The sequence below is a fragment of the Lacinutrix sp. Hel_I_90 genome (assembly GCF_000934685.1).
Lineage (GTDB): Bacteria > Bacteroidota > Bacteroidia > Flavobacteriales > Flavobacteriaceae > Lacinutrix.
The window spans coordinates 1779011-1796792 of sequence record NZ_JYNQ01000001.1 but is presented as its reverse complement, the minus strand read 5'-3'; the positions used below and the strand labels follow the sequence as shown (position 1 = coordinate 1796792).

The window sequence follows — 17782 nt, the reverse complement described above, 5'->3', positions numbered from 1 at the left end:
TAGATCATTAATTGTCTAATGTATAGTTATTGTATGGTTTTTATTTTATACTGATTTCATCAACAAATAACCAACTTCTCCCCTCATGCTTATGTCCTAAGTGCCATTCTGGGAGGGTGCCTAATTTTTTCGCAATTATCTTAACGTAGCGATATGGTATTGGTGATTGCTTAAATTCAATGGTTTTAATGGCAATAGTTTCTGAAGGTTTTACAGTGTCAATTTTAATTTTGCTTTCTAAAGTTTTAAAATTTTTACCGTCTTTTGAAACTAAGCACAAGACTTCTGTGGGATAGAAAATCCATGAGCGTTGATCTTGTAAAAAACGCACTGAAACACTACTCACTGGTTTTAAACTGCCTAAATCAACCGTCGCTATAAGATCTTGATCTGAATACCCTTGCCAGGTACCTGTTCTAAAATCTCGGGTACCAAGAATACCATCAATTAAAGCATCATTCCCACCAGCATTGTATTGATTGGCATATTTTGTTTCTAAAGTGATTGATAGATTTGGATCAATTTTGAAAAAATCTGTAGTTATGGTCTTGCTTTTAGCGCCTTTTTTTTCTGAATAAACAGAGAGTGTCGTAGCATGGTCAATGCTAAAAGCGTTTTCATACTTTTTGAATTCACCTTTATCGCCTAATCTGTAAAAAATCGAAGCGTCCTTATCGGCATTGTCTAAAACAATTTCAGTTTCTACTTTAAATGCAACATCACCTTTTGCAATAAAAGGAGAAGAGACAATTAAATGTTCAGTTATTTCGGTTGTTGGTGCGCTACCTAAATTTGTTGCCCAATCTGAAGGAGAATTAGTCATTTTAAAATGAAGTGTTCCGCCTTCCATAATAGCGTTATGAGAAATATAAGACTGGTTAAGCGCTTGCCCATTTAAAGTCGCTGAGGCAATATATTTGTTGGAGTCGCTGAGGTTGTCAGTTGAAACAGTAAACTGTTTTCCATTTTCTAAATGTATAGTAGCCCTATCAAATAAGGGCGTGCCAATAATATAAGTATTACTTGCTGGTGTGACTGGATAAAAACCAAGAGCGCTAAAAATATACCAAGCGCTCATTTGTCCGCAATCTTCATTTCCAGAAATACCATCCGGTGAATTAGTATAAAGCTCCGTTAAAATTTGATGTACTTTTTCCTGTGTTTTATGCGGTTTGTTTACGAAATTATACAAATAAGCCATGTGATGACTAGGTTCATTACCATGTGCATATTGCCCAATTAACCCGGTAATATCTGCCTGATCTCTACCAGAAGTTGTGGCCTGGGCGGTAAACAATGCGTCTAACTTTGATTCGAGTTTTTGTTTTCCTCCAAGTAAATTAATAAATCCAGAAAGGTCTTGTGGCACATAAAAACTGTATTGCCAGGCATTGGCTTCGGTATAATTAAAATTCACTTCGTAGGGGTCAAAAGGCTTAAACCAGGTATTGCGAAAACGACCGCGCATAAATTGGGTTTCCGGATCAAAAATATTTTTATAATTCTGAGCGCGTTTTGAGTAGGTTTCATAAACAGTCTCTTGCTTCATAGCTTTTGCCATTTGTGCAATGGTCCAATCATCATAAGCATATTCCAATGTTTTAGAAACCGATTCACTTTCTTCTTCCACAGGAATAAAACCAAGTGTTTTATAGCTTTGTAAACCTAATTTATTCTGTGTGGCTGAGTGCGTCATTGCTTTTAGAGCCTTTTCGGCATCATAACCGCGAATCCCTTTTAAATACGCATCGGCAATCACGGGTACGGCGTGATAACCAATCATACATCCCGTATAATTGGCGCTTAAATCCCAAATGGGCATGATGCCACCTTCATCGTGTTTTGCCAAAAAGGTATTGATGAAATCGTTGGTTCTGTCTTGTTCAATAATGGTATATAAAGGATGTGCAGCGCGATAGGTATCCCAAAGTGAAAACACGGTGTAATACTCGAAATTTGTTGTTTTGTGGATTTCTAAATCCATACCGCGATACCGTCCATCAACGTCTTGATATAGGTTCGGAGCAATTGACACGTGATATAAAGACGTATAGAAATTGGTTTTGTAGTCTTCGTTATTACTTTCCACTACTATTTTTGCGAGTTGCTTTTCCCAAATGTTTTGTGCTTCTTCTTTTACTTCTTCAAAGGTTTTGTTGCCTATTTCTTGGGTTACGTTTTTCCGAGCGCCTGCTTCATCTACTGCAGAGATACCTATTTTAATAAAAACTGGCTCGTTGTTAGGATTATTGAATTTAAAATATGCCTTTTCTTTGTGAGCTGCTTTTCCAAAGCCCTCTTCGTTTACTAAAGGATGAGAAAATTGAATGTTAAAAAATAGCATTTGATTGATGGCCCAGGCTTTAGAATGACGATGACCTTTAATTTCTGTAGTTGATACCCTTTCAATATTAGCAGATAATAATTGATCTCTATGTTCCAAATCCAAAATCACGATTTGATTTTCTGCCGAGGGAAATTCATATTTATGAATGCCACTGCGCTTTAAAACCGTCAATTCTACGTCAATTTCTGTCGCATCTAAATGCACTTTATAGTAACCTGGTTCTGCAATTTCATTATCGTGTGAAAAATGTGAGCGGTATCCTTTTTTGCCATCAGCGCCATTATTAAAAAAAGTGTCGTTTGTTGGCATTAAAAGAATATCACCATAATCGCTAACGCCTGTACCACTTAGATGCGTATGTGAAAACCCGTAAATATAGGTGTCACTGTAATGATAGCCAGAGCAGCCATCCCATCCCTCCAAACGCGTGTCTGGACTCAACTGCATCATCCCAAAAGGCAGCGTCGCACCAGGATAGGTGTGACCATGTCCACCAGTGCCAATAAACGGATTGACATAAGAAATCAAGGCTTTGTCTTTTAAAGCCGGAGTGTTTTCTACTTTATTTTTACAAGAATGGAAAACTATAAATAAACTAAAAAGGATTAGGGTTTTAAGTCTCATTAAGAAATAGATTACTAAATTTAATGCCTCTAATATACTTAAATGCAATTCGCTAAACTGGTAACTGTTTTTATAATTATAAGTTCAATTTTAAGTTGTTCTAAAGAAGTGGTTAAACCTCGTGTTCCTCAAATAATTCCAGCACCCTTACGTCTGGATATTACTGAAGGTCAATTTATTTTAAATGCTAACACAGAAATAGAGTCTAATAGCGAATTTAGTGTTGCCGTTAATTTCCTTAAAGACTTTATAAATCCCATTATAAAGGGTGGAAGCGGACCATCGAATAAAATTCGTTTTATAAAAGATAAAGCGATTAAGAATAAAGAAGGCTATGTACTTCAAATTACACCTAAATGTATTGCGATAAGAACCAATAGTGATAAAGGTGCCTTTTATGCAGTGCAGTCTTTGAGGCAATTATTACCTGTAACTTTTGAAAACAAAAGCACTAAAAAAAAACAATTCGCTATTCTGTGTTTAAAAATTGAAGATGCACCGAGGTTTCAATACCGTGGGATGCACTTAGATGTCTCACGACATAGGTTTCCTGTGTCATTTATTAAAAAATACATTGCTGCCTTGGCAATGTTAAAAATGAATACTTTTCACTGGCATTTAACGGATGATCAAGGCTGGAGAATCGAAATTAAAAAGTACCCAAAACTTAATACGATTGCCGCTTTTAGAGACGAAACCTTAGTCGGGCACTATAGTGATCAACCGCATCGATTTGATGGTGAAAAATATGGCGGTGTTTACACGCAGGAAGAGGTTAAAGATATTGTAAACTTTGCAAAATCAAGACAGATTACGGTGATTCCAGAAATAGAAATGCCTGGACATTCGCAGGCCGCTATAGCAGCCTATCCAGAATTAGGTTGTTCTGGAGAACCAATAGAAGTGGCTAAGCTTTGGGGCGTTTTTGAGGATATTTATTGTACAAAAGAAGAAACCTTCACTTTTTTAGAATCTGTTTTGGATGAGGTTTTAGAGTTGTTTCCAAGTAAATATATTCACATTGGTGGTGATGAAGCACCTAAAACACAATGGAAGTCATGTAAGGTGTGTCAACAACGAATTAAAACCGAAGGATTAAAAAACGAACAGGAGTTACAAAGCTATTTTATTTCAAGAATGGAGACCTATTTGAATGCTAAAGACAGACAAATTATAGGTTGGGATGAAATTTTGGAAGGTGGTCTAGCACCCAACGCGACAGTAATGTCCTGGCGAGGAAACGAAAACGCAATTAAGGCAGCCAAAGAAAAGCATCATGTAATTATGAGTCCGACATCACATAGCTATTTTGATTACTACCAATCTATAAACAACAATGAACCAATGGCTATTGGTGGCTTTTTGCCATTAGAGACCGTGTATTATTTTAATCCAGTCCCAGAAGGATTAACTAAAGAAGAGGCAAAATATATTATTGGTGCTCAAGGCAATGTTTGGACAGAATACATGCAAACAGAAGGGCAAGTGGAGTATATGGTTTTTCCACGTATTTTGGCCATGAGCGAAGTCGTTTGGTCTGGAAATGAAAATAAGGATTATGATGATTTTGTATCTCGTGTTGAGAATTTTAATAAAAGATTGCAGGCGTTGGATGTTAATTATGCCAATCATTTGTATGACATTGAAGGCGCATTAATGTCTACTAAAAACGCTTTAAGTTATGCTTTAAAAACACGATTAAAAGAGAAGAGTATTCGGTATACTTTGGATGGCAGTGTGCCAGATGTAAATTCAAAACGCTACGAAGGGCCCCTTCCTATTACTGAAACTACGACAATTAAAGCAGCGGTATTTGATGCTAAAAAACAACTAGGTACCAACTTTTCTGAAACTATTAATTTTCATAAAGCCGTTGGAAAGAAAATTACCATAGATAAAACGCCGCATACCGCTTATTCTGGGAGTGGCGCAAACGGCTTAATTAACGGTATTCAAGGGAGTGATACGCGTTTTGGAGATAAAGAATGGGTGGGGTTTTGGGGAGACACTATAGAAATTGTAATTGATTTAGGCGAGTTAACTGAAATAGAATCCATAGAAACACGTTTCTATAATGGTAATGGACAGTGGATTTATGCGCCAGAATATGTTGCTATTTACTTTGATATTGAAACGGGGATCAATGAAACGATCCTATTAAATTCTAAAGAAACTATTGTTCAAGCTAAATTAAATAGGGCTATTAAAACTAGATTTATCAAATTAGTCATCCCAAATTACGGTATAATTGCAGAAGGATTGCAAGGTGCAGGAAACAAAGCATGGACTTTTATTGATGAGATTATAGTGAAATAAATTATAGTTGTGTCATTCTGCACCGGACGAAACATCTACTTGGGAAGACGAAAACTAATTAAATAGAGGTCCGTCTTTACGGAAATATAAAAGAATGAAATTAGAAATTTGTGCCAACTCATACCAGTCGGCAAAAAACGCTCAAGAAGCAGGTGCTCATCGTATAGAATTATGTTGCGAATTAGCCATTGGTGGCATCACACCAAGTTATGGTTTACTTAAAAAAGTGATAGAAACCTTGACTATTGAAACTGGGGTTTTAATTCGGCCAAGAAGTGGAAATTTCACGTATTCTGAGGATGAATTTGAGATTATGAAAACCAATATCGAACTCTCCAAAACATTGGGCGTTTCTGGTATTGTTTCAGGCGTTTTGAATGCAGATAATACCATAGATTTAAAAAGAACAGAAGAATTAATAGCACTTTCAGAACCTTTAACATTCACTTTTCATCGCGCTTTCGATTGGGTACCGAATCCAGAAGAAGCCATGATGCAATTAATAGCTCTTGGAGCTCAGCGGATACTTACCTCAGGGCAAAATAGTTCAGCTGAAAAAGGATTGCTTCAACTTAAAAAACTAAAAGAAAAAGCAAAGGGCAGAATAAGTATTCTCCCTGGCGGAGGTATTTCTGTAGAAAACGCAATGCTATTTAAAAAGGCAGGATTTAAGGAGATTCATGCGTCTTTAACGCAACTTGAAAAAGTAAATAATGAACCACAAATCTCAATGAATAGCCCCTCCCATTTTAATGAAACACATCGTGCGCTTTCAGATACAAAAAAAATAAAACAACTTTTAAGTCAACTTATAAATGAATAGAATTTTGGTGTTTGTATTGCTTCTTGTTTGCTTTTCTTGCAAAAGAGGGAATACTCCAATAACTGTAGAACTTTCTAAAGACTGGACTTTTAAAAACGTCAAAGACACCTCTTGGTTAACGGCCGAAGTGCCAGGAGAAGTTCATATGGATTTGTTTAGAAATAAAATTATTGAAGCCCCCTTCGTTGGTAATAATGAGTTAGACTTACAGTGGGTTTCTAAAGAAGACTGGGCGTATAAAACCACTTTTAGTGTTACCGACAAAATTCTGTTAAAAAAACATTTAGAACTTAATTTTAAAGGATTAGATACCTATGCCAGTGTTTATTTAAACGATAGTTTAATTTTAGAAACTAAGAATGCTTTTAGAGGTTATAAAGTAGATGTAAAGTCATTTTTAAAAGACGAAAATGAGTTAAGAGTGGTTTTTAAAAGCACTTCAATTGCTGAAGAAAAAGAGAAGGCAAGATTGTCCTATGAGTTGCCAGAAGGAAACCGCGTATTTACTAGAAAACCTCAGTTTCAATACGGTTGGGATTGGGGACCGCAATTTAATACGATGGGAATTTCTGAGCCTATTGAATTGATTGCTTGGGATGATTATAAAATAGAAAATTTTTACGTAGAACAATCCGTTTTAAATGATTCCGTTGCTGATTTGATTTTTCGGATAAGCTATAAAACAGTAATTGAAGACCGATTAACCTATGAGTTTTACATAAACGACACCTTAGAATTAATACAATATGATGAGGCTAAAGACAAGTCTACTAGATTTCCTTTCCAAATTAAAAACCCAAAAAAATGGTGGCCACATAACATTGGAGCACCTTATTTATACGATGTAAAATGTGTCGTCAAAAAAGGAAATCAAATTTTAGACAGCATTAGTGTAAAAAAGGGATTGCGAACCATTGAATTAGTTACCGAAAAAGACAGTATTGGTGCCTCGTTTTATTTTAAAGTGAATGAGGTTCCCGTTTATGCAAAAGGCGCTAATTATATTCCGCAAAACAGTTTTCAAAATCAAGTAAAAAAGGACCATTATGAAACCCTATTAAGCGCTGTTGTAGAAGCCAATATGAATATGCTTCGTGTTTGGGGTGGTGGCATTTATGAACGTGATATTTTTTATGATTTATGTGACGAAAAAGGCATTTTAGTTTGGCAAGATTTTATGTTCGCCTGTGCTATGTATCCTGGTGATGAAGCGTTTTTAGAAAACGTAAAAATAGAAGCCGAGCAACAAGTAAAACGTTTACGAAACCACGCCAGTATCGCCTTGTGGTGTGGTAATAATGAAAGCAGTGAAGGTTGGAGGCGTTGGGGATGGCAAAGTAATAGGGGGGAAGAAGAGAGAGCAGAAATATGGAATAATTACTTAAAGTTATTTGATAGTATATTACCTGAAATAGTCGCTAGCAATACAAGTACGCCGTATTGGGAAAGTTCTCCAAGTTATGGTCGGGGGAATCCGAAATACAAAACGGAAGGTGATGCGCACGACTGGGGCATCTGGCATGACGAATACCCCTTTGAACATTTACAGGATAATGTGCCGCGTTTTATGAGTGAGTTTGGGTTTCAATCCTTCCCTAGTTACGAGGCGATAAAGTTTATTAATGCTAATGACAGTATTTCGATTGCCTCTCCGGCATTTTCAACACACCAAAAACATGCGCGTGGCTTTTCAATTATTGAAAATTATATGGCACGTGATTTCCCAGTACCAACTAACGATGAAGATTATGTTTATGTGAGTCAATTATTGCAAGCGCACGGCATCACTATGGGTATTGAGGCGCAAAGAAGAGCAAAACCATACACTATGGGAACGCTCTATTGGCAGTTGAACGATTGTTGGCCGGTAGCGTCATGGTCAAGTATCGATTTTATGGGTAACTGGAAAGCACTACATTATAAAGCAAAACATAGTTTTGACAATGTTTTGGTCTCGTTAAGAGTGCAAAACGATATTTTAAAAACCTATGTTGTAAATGATAATTTAAAACCAGAAAACGGAACTTTAAAAACTAGAATTTTAGATTTTAAGGGAAATGAACTGTATGCCTTTTCAAAAGTTATAGGTGTTAAGCCATTAGTAAGTGCATTGCAAACTGAAATAAATTTAAAAGCACTGAATTTAAAGGCCTCAGAAGTTGTTGTGGTTTCAGAATTTCAAAATAAAAAGCGTCTGTTTTACCTGGTAAAACCAAAAGATTTAAAATTATCTAAAGCTGACATTCAGCAAAAAATAACGAAGACTACAGATGGTTTTTCTATTGAATTGTACTCAAAAGCACTTCAAAAAGACGTGTTTTTAATATCAGAATCTAAAGGTCATTTTAGTGATAATTTTTTCGACTTACTTCCAAATGAAACTAAGGTGATTTATTTTAAAACAAAAGCCCTCCAGCTCAAATATTTAAAAATCAAAACGTTTAACAAATTACTAAGATAAGTTCGTGAGAACAATCAATACCTTTGTATAAAAAAGTACCCATGCTACGTTGGACTATTTTTAGTGCGTTTTATATTTTGTTTACGGTTTACGGCTTTCAAGCTATAAAAACCATAGGCAAGTCTATTTGGTTAAATTATATTTTTGTAATTCTAGCAGTGATTGTTGCGGGTAATTTTATTTACCAGTTTTCAATAGCTTCAGAAGGTCGTGTCATTACAGGAGTAAAAAGTTATGCGTTTGGCGTTTTGTTGGCTTTTGTAGCACTAAATATTGTTATAACTCTTATTTTATTTGCTGAAGATATCCTTCGTTTTGTAATGGGGGCTTATTATAAGTTTTTTAGTACTGAAAAAGACTTCTACCTACCCTCAAGAAGAAAGTTTATAAGTACTGTAGCACTAGGCTTAGCGGCGCTTCCTTTTGGCTCACTTTTATACGGGATGATTCAAGGACGCTATAATTTTAAAGTATTGAAGTATACCTTACATTTTGAAGATTTGCCAGAAGCATTCGATGGTTATAAAATAACGCAGTTGAGTGATATTCATTCGGGTAGTTTTGATAATAAAAAGAAGATTGAATATGCTGTAGACTTGGTAAATGAACAAGAAAGTGATGCTATTTTATTTACAGGAGATCTGGTGAATAATTTTGCAGCAGAAATGATTCCTTGGAAAGAAACGTTTACTAAGTTAAAGGCTAAGGATGGCATTTTTTCTGTTTTAGGAAATCACGATTATGGGGATTATGTAAATTGGGATTCAGATGCTTTAAAACAAAAAAATCTTGAAGAATTATATAGTATTCAAAAAGAAATAGGTTTCGATTTAATGCTCAATGAAAGCCGCTTTATTGAAAAAGACGGACAAAGAATAGCCATAGTTGGTGTCGAGAATTGGGGAAAAGGAGGCTTTAAAAAAGCGGGAGATCTCCGTAAAGCTACTGAAAACATAAAGGCAGACGATTTTAAAATACTCTTGAGTCATGATCCATCACATTGGGAGGCAGAAGTTATTGATGACCAATACCATTATCATTTAACGTTAAGCGGCCATACCCATGGGATGCAGTTTGGTATTGAGATTCCAGGTTGGATTAAATGGAGCCCTGTAGAATGGCGTTATAAACATTGGGCAGGAATTTATGAAGAAAAAGGACAGTATATTAATGTTAATCGTGGGTTTGGCTACTTAGCGTACCCTGGAAGAGTGGGTATTTGGCCAGAAATAACCGTAATAGAACTTAAAAAAGGATCTAAAGAAGCTTAAAATGAAGCGGATAAACCGTAAGTTGTTAAAAAATTGTAGATTTACATTAACAAGTTTGAATAAATACTTTAAATAATGTCAAAATTTGGTGAATTAATTGATGTTAATATTCCTGTTCTGCTAGACTTTTTTACCGAATGGAATGAACAATCTACAGCAATGCATCCCGTACTCCGTGATGTTGCTGCTGCACTTGGCGATAAGGCTAAAGTGATTAAAATTGATGTTGATAAGAATAAAGAATTATGTGAAGCGCTAAGAGTTAAAGGCCTTCCAACACTCATTATCTATAAAAATGGAGAGATGAAATGGCGCCAAAGTGGCGAACAAGATGCCAATACTTTAATTGGCATCGTAAAACAATTTATTTAAGCTTCAATAGCTTTAAAACGATACCCTTTTTTACTAAAATAGTCCAAGAACTTAGGTAGCGTGTACATCATATTTTTTGAGGCTTTAATGCTGTCGTGAAAGACGACGATATCTCCTTTTTCAGTTTTTGAAATCGCGTTTTTAAGACATTGCGCCTTGGTTATTTCCTGTTCCCAGTCGAATGTAATTACACTCCACATGATTATTGTATACCCTAGTTTTAGTAAAGCATCCCCTTGGCTGCTTTTTATTTGTCCAAAAGGTGGTCTGAATAAGCGAAGCTCGATTTGGCTATTTTCTAATTGGGTTGTGATGATATCATGCGCTAGCTTGACATTCTCCAGATAGACTTCTGTTGTAGTCTTCCAACCTTTTAAATGGTCGCAAGTGTGGTTACCAATACTGTGATTATCTGCTAAAATAGCTTTAAATAGTTCAGGGTGTTTTTTTACATTATTACCTATGCAAAAAAAAGTAGCTTTCGCATTGTATTTTTTAAGTGTGTTTAAAGTCCATAGTGTGATTTCCGGAGTCGGGCCATCATCAAAGGTAAGATAAATCACCTTGTCTTTAGACGAAAAATCCCAAACATAGTTTGGGAAAATTCGTTTTACAAGTTGTGGTATTTTAACAGGAGCAAACCGCATACTTTAGTCTTCAATAATATCTACAGGAACTATACTGTCCTGAATACTGTCTTTTATATTTTCTTTAATAATTTCTTCCACGGCACGCTCCAAATCCTTGTCTTGCTGTTTGGGCGCTTCTGCTTCACCACCAAAAAGTGATAAGAACATTTTCTGATAATTATTAAAGGTCATAAACTCCTTTTCGGCGAACTCTTCATCATATCTTGCAAGCACCATGATTAATGCTTTGTACTGCTCAATATCATTATAGATTTCTTGTCCGTATTTCATTTGGTTTACTTCAGTTAAACCGTGATAATATTTTAGTTTTTCTTGGTATTTAACAGAAACCTTCTTAAATAATTGTCTTGCTTTATCCTTTGCGCCAGTTTCGTAATAGGCACTAATATAAGGCTCTAATAAAGTATAATATCCAAACTTATCTACAGGCATGTTTTCCATGGCAATATCTGCGATCTCTTCAGCTTTGTCCAGTTTCTTCTCGTTGATTAAGGTTTCTATTAATCGCGCTAAATTGCCTCTGTAACTGATCGCATTTTTACGGGTTTCTGGATCGTGATAAATAGCGTCACTACCGCTATTTCCCCAATCCCAGTTTTTTACTTTATTATACATCAACTCACTATCTACGCGTCCCATATCAAAAGGGTTGGCGCGATCGGTTGGTGTTCTTATAGGGACTAGTTTGTAGGTCATTCCATCTAATTGAAGGTAATCTTTCATCCAGATATAATCGTCGTCACCAAAGGCACCACCAGTAAAATAAATTGGACGTATCCAATCGTTGTTTGCGACAATATCAAGCATTAATAAACGCTGTTTATAAATGGCATTTTCTTTAATTTTTATATCAATATGCTCTACGATTTTATCTGCGTCTTCAGGCTTTACTAGACCATATTTTAAAGCATTTTCTTTATTAACAGGAATGCGAATGTTTTCCACAGGAAAATAGTTGGTATTCTGTAATTGTGTTGGATACCTGTCTGGGTCCTCATCTTGTAATTTTAAAATATATTTAAATTTCGTTTTTGGATTGTCGCTAGATACAAAATCCATAAAGTCACTTATGAGTAAGGTATCTCTAGGAAAAGTAGGTTTTGGCTCTTCCGTTTTTGGATCCATATAGTAGGTACGTTTCATAATATAATCTCGCGTACCAAACTTGTATTGATCATGAGTTAATTGTGATGGTATTGGGTCGCTTTCATAAGCCTTCCGTTTCATTTGATCGATATACCAATCGGTTTGAAACAAGCTTGTGTTTACCACACGCACATCTGTACGATAGCCTTCTATTTCCTGAGCATACCATAATGCAAAGGTGTCGTTATCACCAATAGAAAATAAAATGGCGTTTTCTGCACAGGAATCAAGATATTTTTTCGCCATAGACCTGGCAGTATATTTACCAGAGCGGTCATGGTCGTCCCAATTGTTTACGGCTAAAATTAGTGGCGCAATCAATAAACAAACCAAAGTAATTGCTGTTGGCAGTAAAGGTGTTTTTATCTTATTCTTCATCAAGTCAAAAATAGCATAGACACTAAACCCAATCCAAATGGCAAAGACATAAAACGAACCAACGACTGAGTAGTCACGTTCGCGAGGTTCAAAAGGTCTGACGTTAGTATACACTTGAATAGCGACTCCTGTAAACAAGAAGAACACCAGCAACACCCAAAATGTTTTTTTGTCTTTATTGAATAGAAAGAATAAGCCAATAAGGCCTAAAATAAGCGGAAAGAAATAATAAGTATTCCGCGCTTTATTGTTTTTTACATCACTAGGTAAATTGTTTTGGGTTTGCCCTAAATGCATTTCATCAATAAATGGTATCCCACTAATCCAGTTACCGTGATTATTGTATTCACCTTGAATATCATCTTGTCTTCCAGTAAAGTTCCACATAAAATAACGCCAGTACATATAACCTAGCTGATACTGGAACATGTAAACGATGTTACTTGCTAATGAGGGTTTTTCAACGTCTAAGTATTCTTGTCCGTAGCGTTTTAAGAAGTTGTGATAGCCTTCATAATCTACATTACCTTGGGCAACTTCATTTTTATATTGGTTAATAAAGGCGATGTCTTTTTGAACACTTTCGCTTAAATACGTGTTTAATTTATCACCATACTCCGCCATAAAACGATCGTACTCGTTTTCGCTTAATTCGCTGTTCTGGTATTTGGAGATAAACGTTGCTATTTTCTTTTCTGTAAAAGGATCAATAATAAATTCCTCTCGTAAATTATAATCTAAAAAGCCTGAAAACATCATGTATTTTTCAGCATTTTCACGACTCCACATTCTTGGTAAAATAGCTTTATGATCGTTATTTGCGTTTTGTCGCGCATTCTTATAATCGTTAACCACTATATATTTACCAGACTTCTCATCTTTTTCATATTTGGGTTTGTCGTCAATATAAGCTTCTTCTTTATCAGCATTTAAAGGGGCATAGTCATCTGTAAATAAGGCACCGTAAAAGAGATGCGTTTCTGGATATTGCTCTAGATTATAGTAGGCTAGTAGCTCTCTCGCACTAGAAGGATTGTTTTCATTAATAACGACATTGGCGTTCGCACGAATAGGCAGCATAATCCATGTCGAAAAGCCAATAATCACAAAAGTTAAACATAAGATACCAGTATTAATATGCTTATAGCCTTTGTCTTTGGTGTATTTCAAACTGAAGTATATAAGCGCCACCAACAAAATACCAGCGATAATAGATCCTGAATTAAAAGGCAAGCCAATACTATTGACAAAGAAAATCTCTAAGGCACTAAAAAATCTCAGAATATTAGGGGCTAATAATTTAAAAACAAATAATAAAACAGCAACTGAAACAATATTTGCTACGATGAAGTTTAGGACGGTAACTTGTTTATAATGTTTAAAATAATAGATTAGTCCAATGGCAGGAATGGTTAATAACCCCATAAAGTGAACACCAAATGAGAGGCCTATAACGAAGGCAATTAAAATTAACCAACGGTTGCCACGTGGTAAATGCATCTCGCGTTCCCAACGTAATCCCAGATAGAAAAGAATAGCCATAATAAGTGTGGCCATGGCGTATACTTCGGTCTCTACGGCGTTAAACCAGAAAGAATCGGTAAAGGTAAAGGCTAAGCTCCCAACCAATGCACTGCCTAAAATAGCCTGAGCTTTAGCTCCAGTATAAGTTTCATCTCCAATAACTTTTTGAAGTAATAATGAAATACTCCAAAACATAAATAAAATAGCAAAGGCACTACAAACAGCACTTACCATATTTAACATTAAACCAACATATTGTGATTCTATGGCAAAAGTTGAAAAGAAGGCACCTAGCATTTGAAACAATGGCGCTCCAGGAGGGTGTCCCACTTGAAGCTTTGCGGAGGTGAGTATGTATTCGCCAGAATCCCAATAACTTACGGTTGGCTCTACAGTTAAACTATAGGTGATTAAAGCAATTAAAAAAGCGAACCAACCTAAGAGGTTATTCCATTTTTTAAAGTTGAATGATGTCATAAAGTAGTGTGTTTATTACAATGGCGAATTTACTAATTATTATCAAAAGAGCATATTAAAGTTTTATTAACAGCTTTTATTCTCTTAAGCACTGATTTTCTTATGATTAAAAATCTTTTTTTGAAAACGTTTTTTTTTATTCATTATTTTATGCAAAAATAGTTGCGAAAATAAAACTTTGTTTTAAATTTGCACTCTGTTAGAAACACTGGCCCATGGTGTAACTGGCAACACGTCGGTTTTTGGTACCGAAGAGTCTAGGTTCGAGCCCTAGTGGGCCAACAAACAAATCCTGAAACTTAATTGTTTTGGGATTTTTTTGTTTTAGCACGGTTTTAAGCGAGAAGTTTATGCTGAGAGCAGTCGAAGCAAGCCCTAGTGGGCCAACAAACAAATCCTGAAACTTAATTGTTTTGGGATTTTTTTGTTTTAGCACGGTTTTAAGCGAGAAGTTTATGCTGAGAGCAGTCGAAGCAAGCCCTAGTGGGCCAACAAACAAATCCTGAAACTTAATTGTTTTGGGATTTTTTGTTTTAGCACGGTTTTAAGCGAGAAGTTTATGCTGAGCATTACTGAAATGAAAATATATTTTCATGGAAAGTACCTCATGTAATGAGTCGAAGTAAGCCCTACTGAGCCAATAAAAAAGTCTTCCAATTCTGGAAGACTTTTTTATTTCAACTCTTTCAACTTTTTTGTTATATTTTAAAGGTGATTACAGGTCTATTGGCGTGATTTACAAGATCTTCGCTTAAACTACCGTTTAGAAAATGCGCAATACCTTGTCTGCCATGAGTGCTAATACCAATTAAATCCGCATTAATAATGTGTGAAAAATTGAGTATGCCTTTTTCTACTGAATCATCATTGTAGATGTTTATCGTGTAATTAGTGAAATTAGTTCCCGCAATAAACTCCTGAATTTTAACTTTTGCTGATGCTGTTGTGGTAAAATTAGAAACTGTATTTACCATGAGAAGATGAATTTTAGCATTAAAAGTCTCAGCTAATTTAGTGGCTTGTATAAAAGTTTCACGATTGTCATTTTCAAAATCTGAAGCAAATACAAATTCTTCAATATTAAAGTTTATATGTTCATTTTTAATAACCAGTACGGGTATTTCAGAAGTTCTTACAACTTTTTCAGCATTTGAGCCAATAAACATTTCTTTTAATCCAGTTGCCCCGTGTGAGCCCATCACAATTAAATCGATGTTATGTTTCTTGCTAACCTCCAAAACGCCAGTGTTAATATCATGAAAATCCACCATTTCAGTTACCGTTACTTTTTCCAAATAGGGCTTGGTCATAATTTCTTTAAACTGTTTGTGTGCAAGTTTCATAAAGTAAACCGCTTCAGGTAGATCGGTAGGAGTGCTGCCAGCATTTAGTTGCATTAATGGCAGGTCTAGCATATGTAGTAAAATGAGTTCATAGTTGTGTTTTTCGGCTAATTGAGCAGCTACTTTTATAGCGTTTTCTGCTTCATTTGAAAAGTCTGTAGGAACAAGAATTTTTTTCATTGATTATTTTTTTTATAGTTCTATAAAATTAACTAAAAAAACGGACTTTTAAAAATTATGAAAATCAATAAAAATGTGTATATTTGCACCGTTGTAAGAAATTAAGAATGTGAGGGGACGATAAAGTCCCCTCTTTTTATACTTTGAAATGTTTAATACTACAGTTAAAAACTTGCTTAATGATGCTCTGGAAGAAAGAACCGATTTGTTTTTAATCGATTTGACTATTGGAGGTGATAACGCTATAAATGTCATCATTGATGGTGATAAAGGAGTTACCGTAGAAGATTGCATGTTTATTAGTAGAGCTATTGAGAATAATCTTGACAGAGAAGAAGTGGATTTTTCTTTAGAAGTAGCATCGGCGGGTGCGGCTGCCCCTTTAACGTTGCCAAGACAATTTAAAAAGAATGTTGGCCGAACTATAGCGGTAAAAACACAAGCAGAAACTATAGAAGCAGATTTAATTGATGCAAACGAGGAAAGTATAAATTTAGAATGGAAAGTAAGAACGCCTAAGCCTGTAGGAAAAGGTAAAGTAACTGTTCAAAAAAAAGCAACTGTTGCTTACAACGATATTGTAGAAGCAAAAGTGATGATAAAATTTTAATTCAATAGAGTTATGGAAAATTTAGCCTTAATTGATTCTTTTTCAGAATTTAAAGACGACAAACTAATTGATCGTGTAACGTTAATGGCGATACTGGAAGATGTTTTTAGAAGCGCATTAAAAAAGAAGTTTGGAGATGACGATAACTTCGATATTATTATAAATCCAGATAAAGGCGATTTAGAAATTTGGAGAAATAGAGTGGTGGTTGCAGATGGTGAAGTAGAAGAGCCAAACCAAGAGATTTCTTTATCGGCAGCACGTAAGATTGAGCCTGATTTTGAGGTTGGAGAGGATGTTTCTCAAGAGGTAAAGTTAATAGATTTAGGGCGTCGCGCTATTTTAGCATTACGTCAGAATTTGATTTCAAAAATACACGAGCATGATAATACGAATATCTTTAAGCAATTTAAAGATTTAGAAGGCGATTTATATACCGCTGAAGTACACCATATTCGTCACAGAGCTGTCATTTTATTAGATGATGAAGGTAATGAAATCATTTTACCAAAAGACAAACAGATTCCTTCAGATTTTTTCCGTAAAGGAGATAATGTAAGAGGCATTATTGATAGTGTAGAATTAAAAGGAAATAAGCCAACGATTATCATGTCGCGTACGTCTCCTAAATTCTTAGAAAAATTATTTGAAGCTGAAATTCCAGAGGTGTTTGATGGACTAATTACCATTAAAAACGTGGTTAGAATTCCAGGTGAAAAAGCTAAAGTAGCAGTAGATTCTTATGATGACAGAATTGACCCTGTTGGTGCTTGTGTTGGTGTGAAAGGGTCTAGAATTCATGGCATTGTTCGTGAATTAGGAAACGAAAATATCGACGTTATAAATTACACCAGCAATCTTCAGTTATACATCACCAGGGCTTTAAGTCCAGCGCGGGTGACGTCAATTAAAATTGATGAAGAGAATAAGCGTGCCGAAGCCATTTTAAAGCCAGAAGAGGTTAGTAAAGCAATTGGTAGAGGGGGGCATAATATTCGTTTAGCTGGTCAATTAACCGGTTATGAAATTGATGTGTTTAGAGAGGGAGCAGAAGAAGATGTAGAATTAAGAGAATTCTCTGATGAAATCGAAGATTGGGTTATCGCAGAATTTAGTAAAGCTGGTTTAGATACTGCAAAGAGTATTTTAGAGCAGGACGTTGAAGATTTAGTAAAAAGAACAGACCTAGAAGAGGAAACAATTTTAGATGTTCTTAGAATTCTTAAGGAAGAGTTCGAAGATTAACATATATTTGGGAAA

General features: G+C 35.4%; 11 protein-coding genes and 1 tRNA gene. 8 read left to right on the top strand and 4 right to left on the bottom strand.

The genetic code is table 11. From position 1 onward, the window contains the following. Window positions 1-40 precede the first annotated feature (40 nt). Window positions 41-2971, bottom strand: coding sequence for a GH92 family glycosyl hydrolase (locus GQ46_RS08000; RefSeq protein WP_044400270.1), 2931 nt, complete (start codon window positions 2969-2971; stop codon window positions 41-43). A 42-nt stretch (window positions 2972-3013) separates the two neighbouring features. On the opposite strand from GQ46_RS08000, the gene GQ46_RS07995 reads away from it, so the two are divergent. From GQ46_RS07995 to GQ46_RS07975, 5 genes are all read left to right on the top strand, one after another. After that, window positions 3014-5287, top strand: a complete 2274-nt coding sequence (locus GQ46_RS07995; RefSeq protein WP_044400267.1) for a family 20 glycosylhydrolase — start codon at window positions 3014-3016, stop codon at window positions 5285-5287. Between the two features lie 94 nt (window positions 5288-5381). Beyond that, entirely contained in the window at window positions 5382-6110 is a 729-nt protein-coding gene (locus GQ46_RS07990; RefSeq protein WP_044400264.1) for a copper homeostasis protein CutC, read from the top strand. Further along, on the top strand, window positions 6103-8571 hold the full coding sequence (locus tag GQ46_RS07985) for a glycoside hydrolase family 2 protein (RefSeq protein WP_044400261.1): 2469 nt from the start codon (window positions 6103-6105) through the stop codon (window positions 8569-8571). The genes GQ46_RS07990 and GQ46_RS07985 overlap by 8 nt, the downstream gene beginning before the upstream one ends. A 41-nt stretch (window positions 8572-8612) precedes the next feature. Next, a complete protein-coding gene (locus GQ46_RS07980) occupies window positions 8613-9842 on the top strand; it encodes a metallophosphoesterase (protein WP_044400258.1) in 1230 nt (409 codons plus the stop codon). 75 nt (window positions 9843-9917) lie between these two features. Beyond that, complete coding sequence (locus tag GQ46_RS07975) at window positions 9918-10214, top strand: co-chaperone YbbN (protein ID WP_044400255.1); 297 nt, start codon at window positions 9918-9920, stop codon at window positions 10212-10214. On the opposite strand, the gene GQ46_RS07970 is transcribed toward GQ46_RS07975, so the two are convergent. Both GQ46_RS07970 and GQ46_RS07965 read right to left on the bottom strand, forming a co-directional pair. Beyond that, entirely contained in the window at window positions 10211-10861 is a 651-nt protein-coding gene (locus GQ46_RS07970; RefSeq protein ID WP_044400252.1) for a polysaccharide deacetylase family protein, read from the bottom strand. The genes GQ46_RS07975 and GQ46_RS07970 overlap by 4 nt on opposite strands. Window positions 10862-10864: 3 nt before the next feature. Continuing rightward, complete coding sequence (locus GQ46_RS07965; RefSeq protein ID WP_044400249.1) at window positions 10865-14389, bottom strand: protein O-mannosyl-transferase family; 3525 nt, start codon at window positions 14387-14389, stop codon at window positions 10865-10867. Between the two features lie 209 nt (window positions 14390-14598). Here GQ46_RS07965 and GQ46_RS07960 point away from each other — a divergent pair. Continuing rightward, a tRNA-Gln gene (locus GQ46_RS07960) sits at window positions 14599-14671 on the top strand. 416 nt (window positions 14672-15087) lie between these two features. Here GQ46_RS07960 and GQ46_RS07955 read toward each other — a convergent pair. Further along, on the bottom strand, window positions 15088-15912 hold the full coding sequence (locus GQ46_RS07955) for a universal stress protein (protein WP_044400246.1): 825 nt from the start codon (window positions 15910-15912) through the stop codon (window positions 15088-15090). Between the two features lie 148 nt (window positions 15913-16060). Here GQ46_RS07955 and rimP point away from each other — a divergent pair, with 148 nt between their 5' ends. Continuing rightward, the gene (rimP, locus tag GQ46_RS07950; protein ID WP_044400243.1) at window positions 16061-16522 is read left to right on the top strand and encodes a ribosome assembly cofactor RimP; all 462 of its coding nucleotides are present in this window, start codon (window positions 16061-16063) and stop codon (window positions 16520-16522) included. A 12-nt stretch (window positions 16523-16534) separates the two neighbouring features. After that, window positions 16535-17767 carry a transcription termination factor NusA gene (nusA, locus tag GQ46_RS07945; RefSeq protein WP_044400240.1) on the top strand — a complete coding sequence of 411 codons (1233 nt, stop codon included), beginning with the start codon at window positions 16535-16537 and terminating at the stop codon, window positions 17765-17767. Window positions 17768-17782 lie beyond the last annotated feature (15 nt).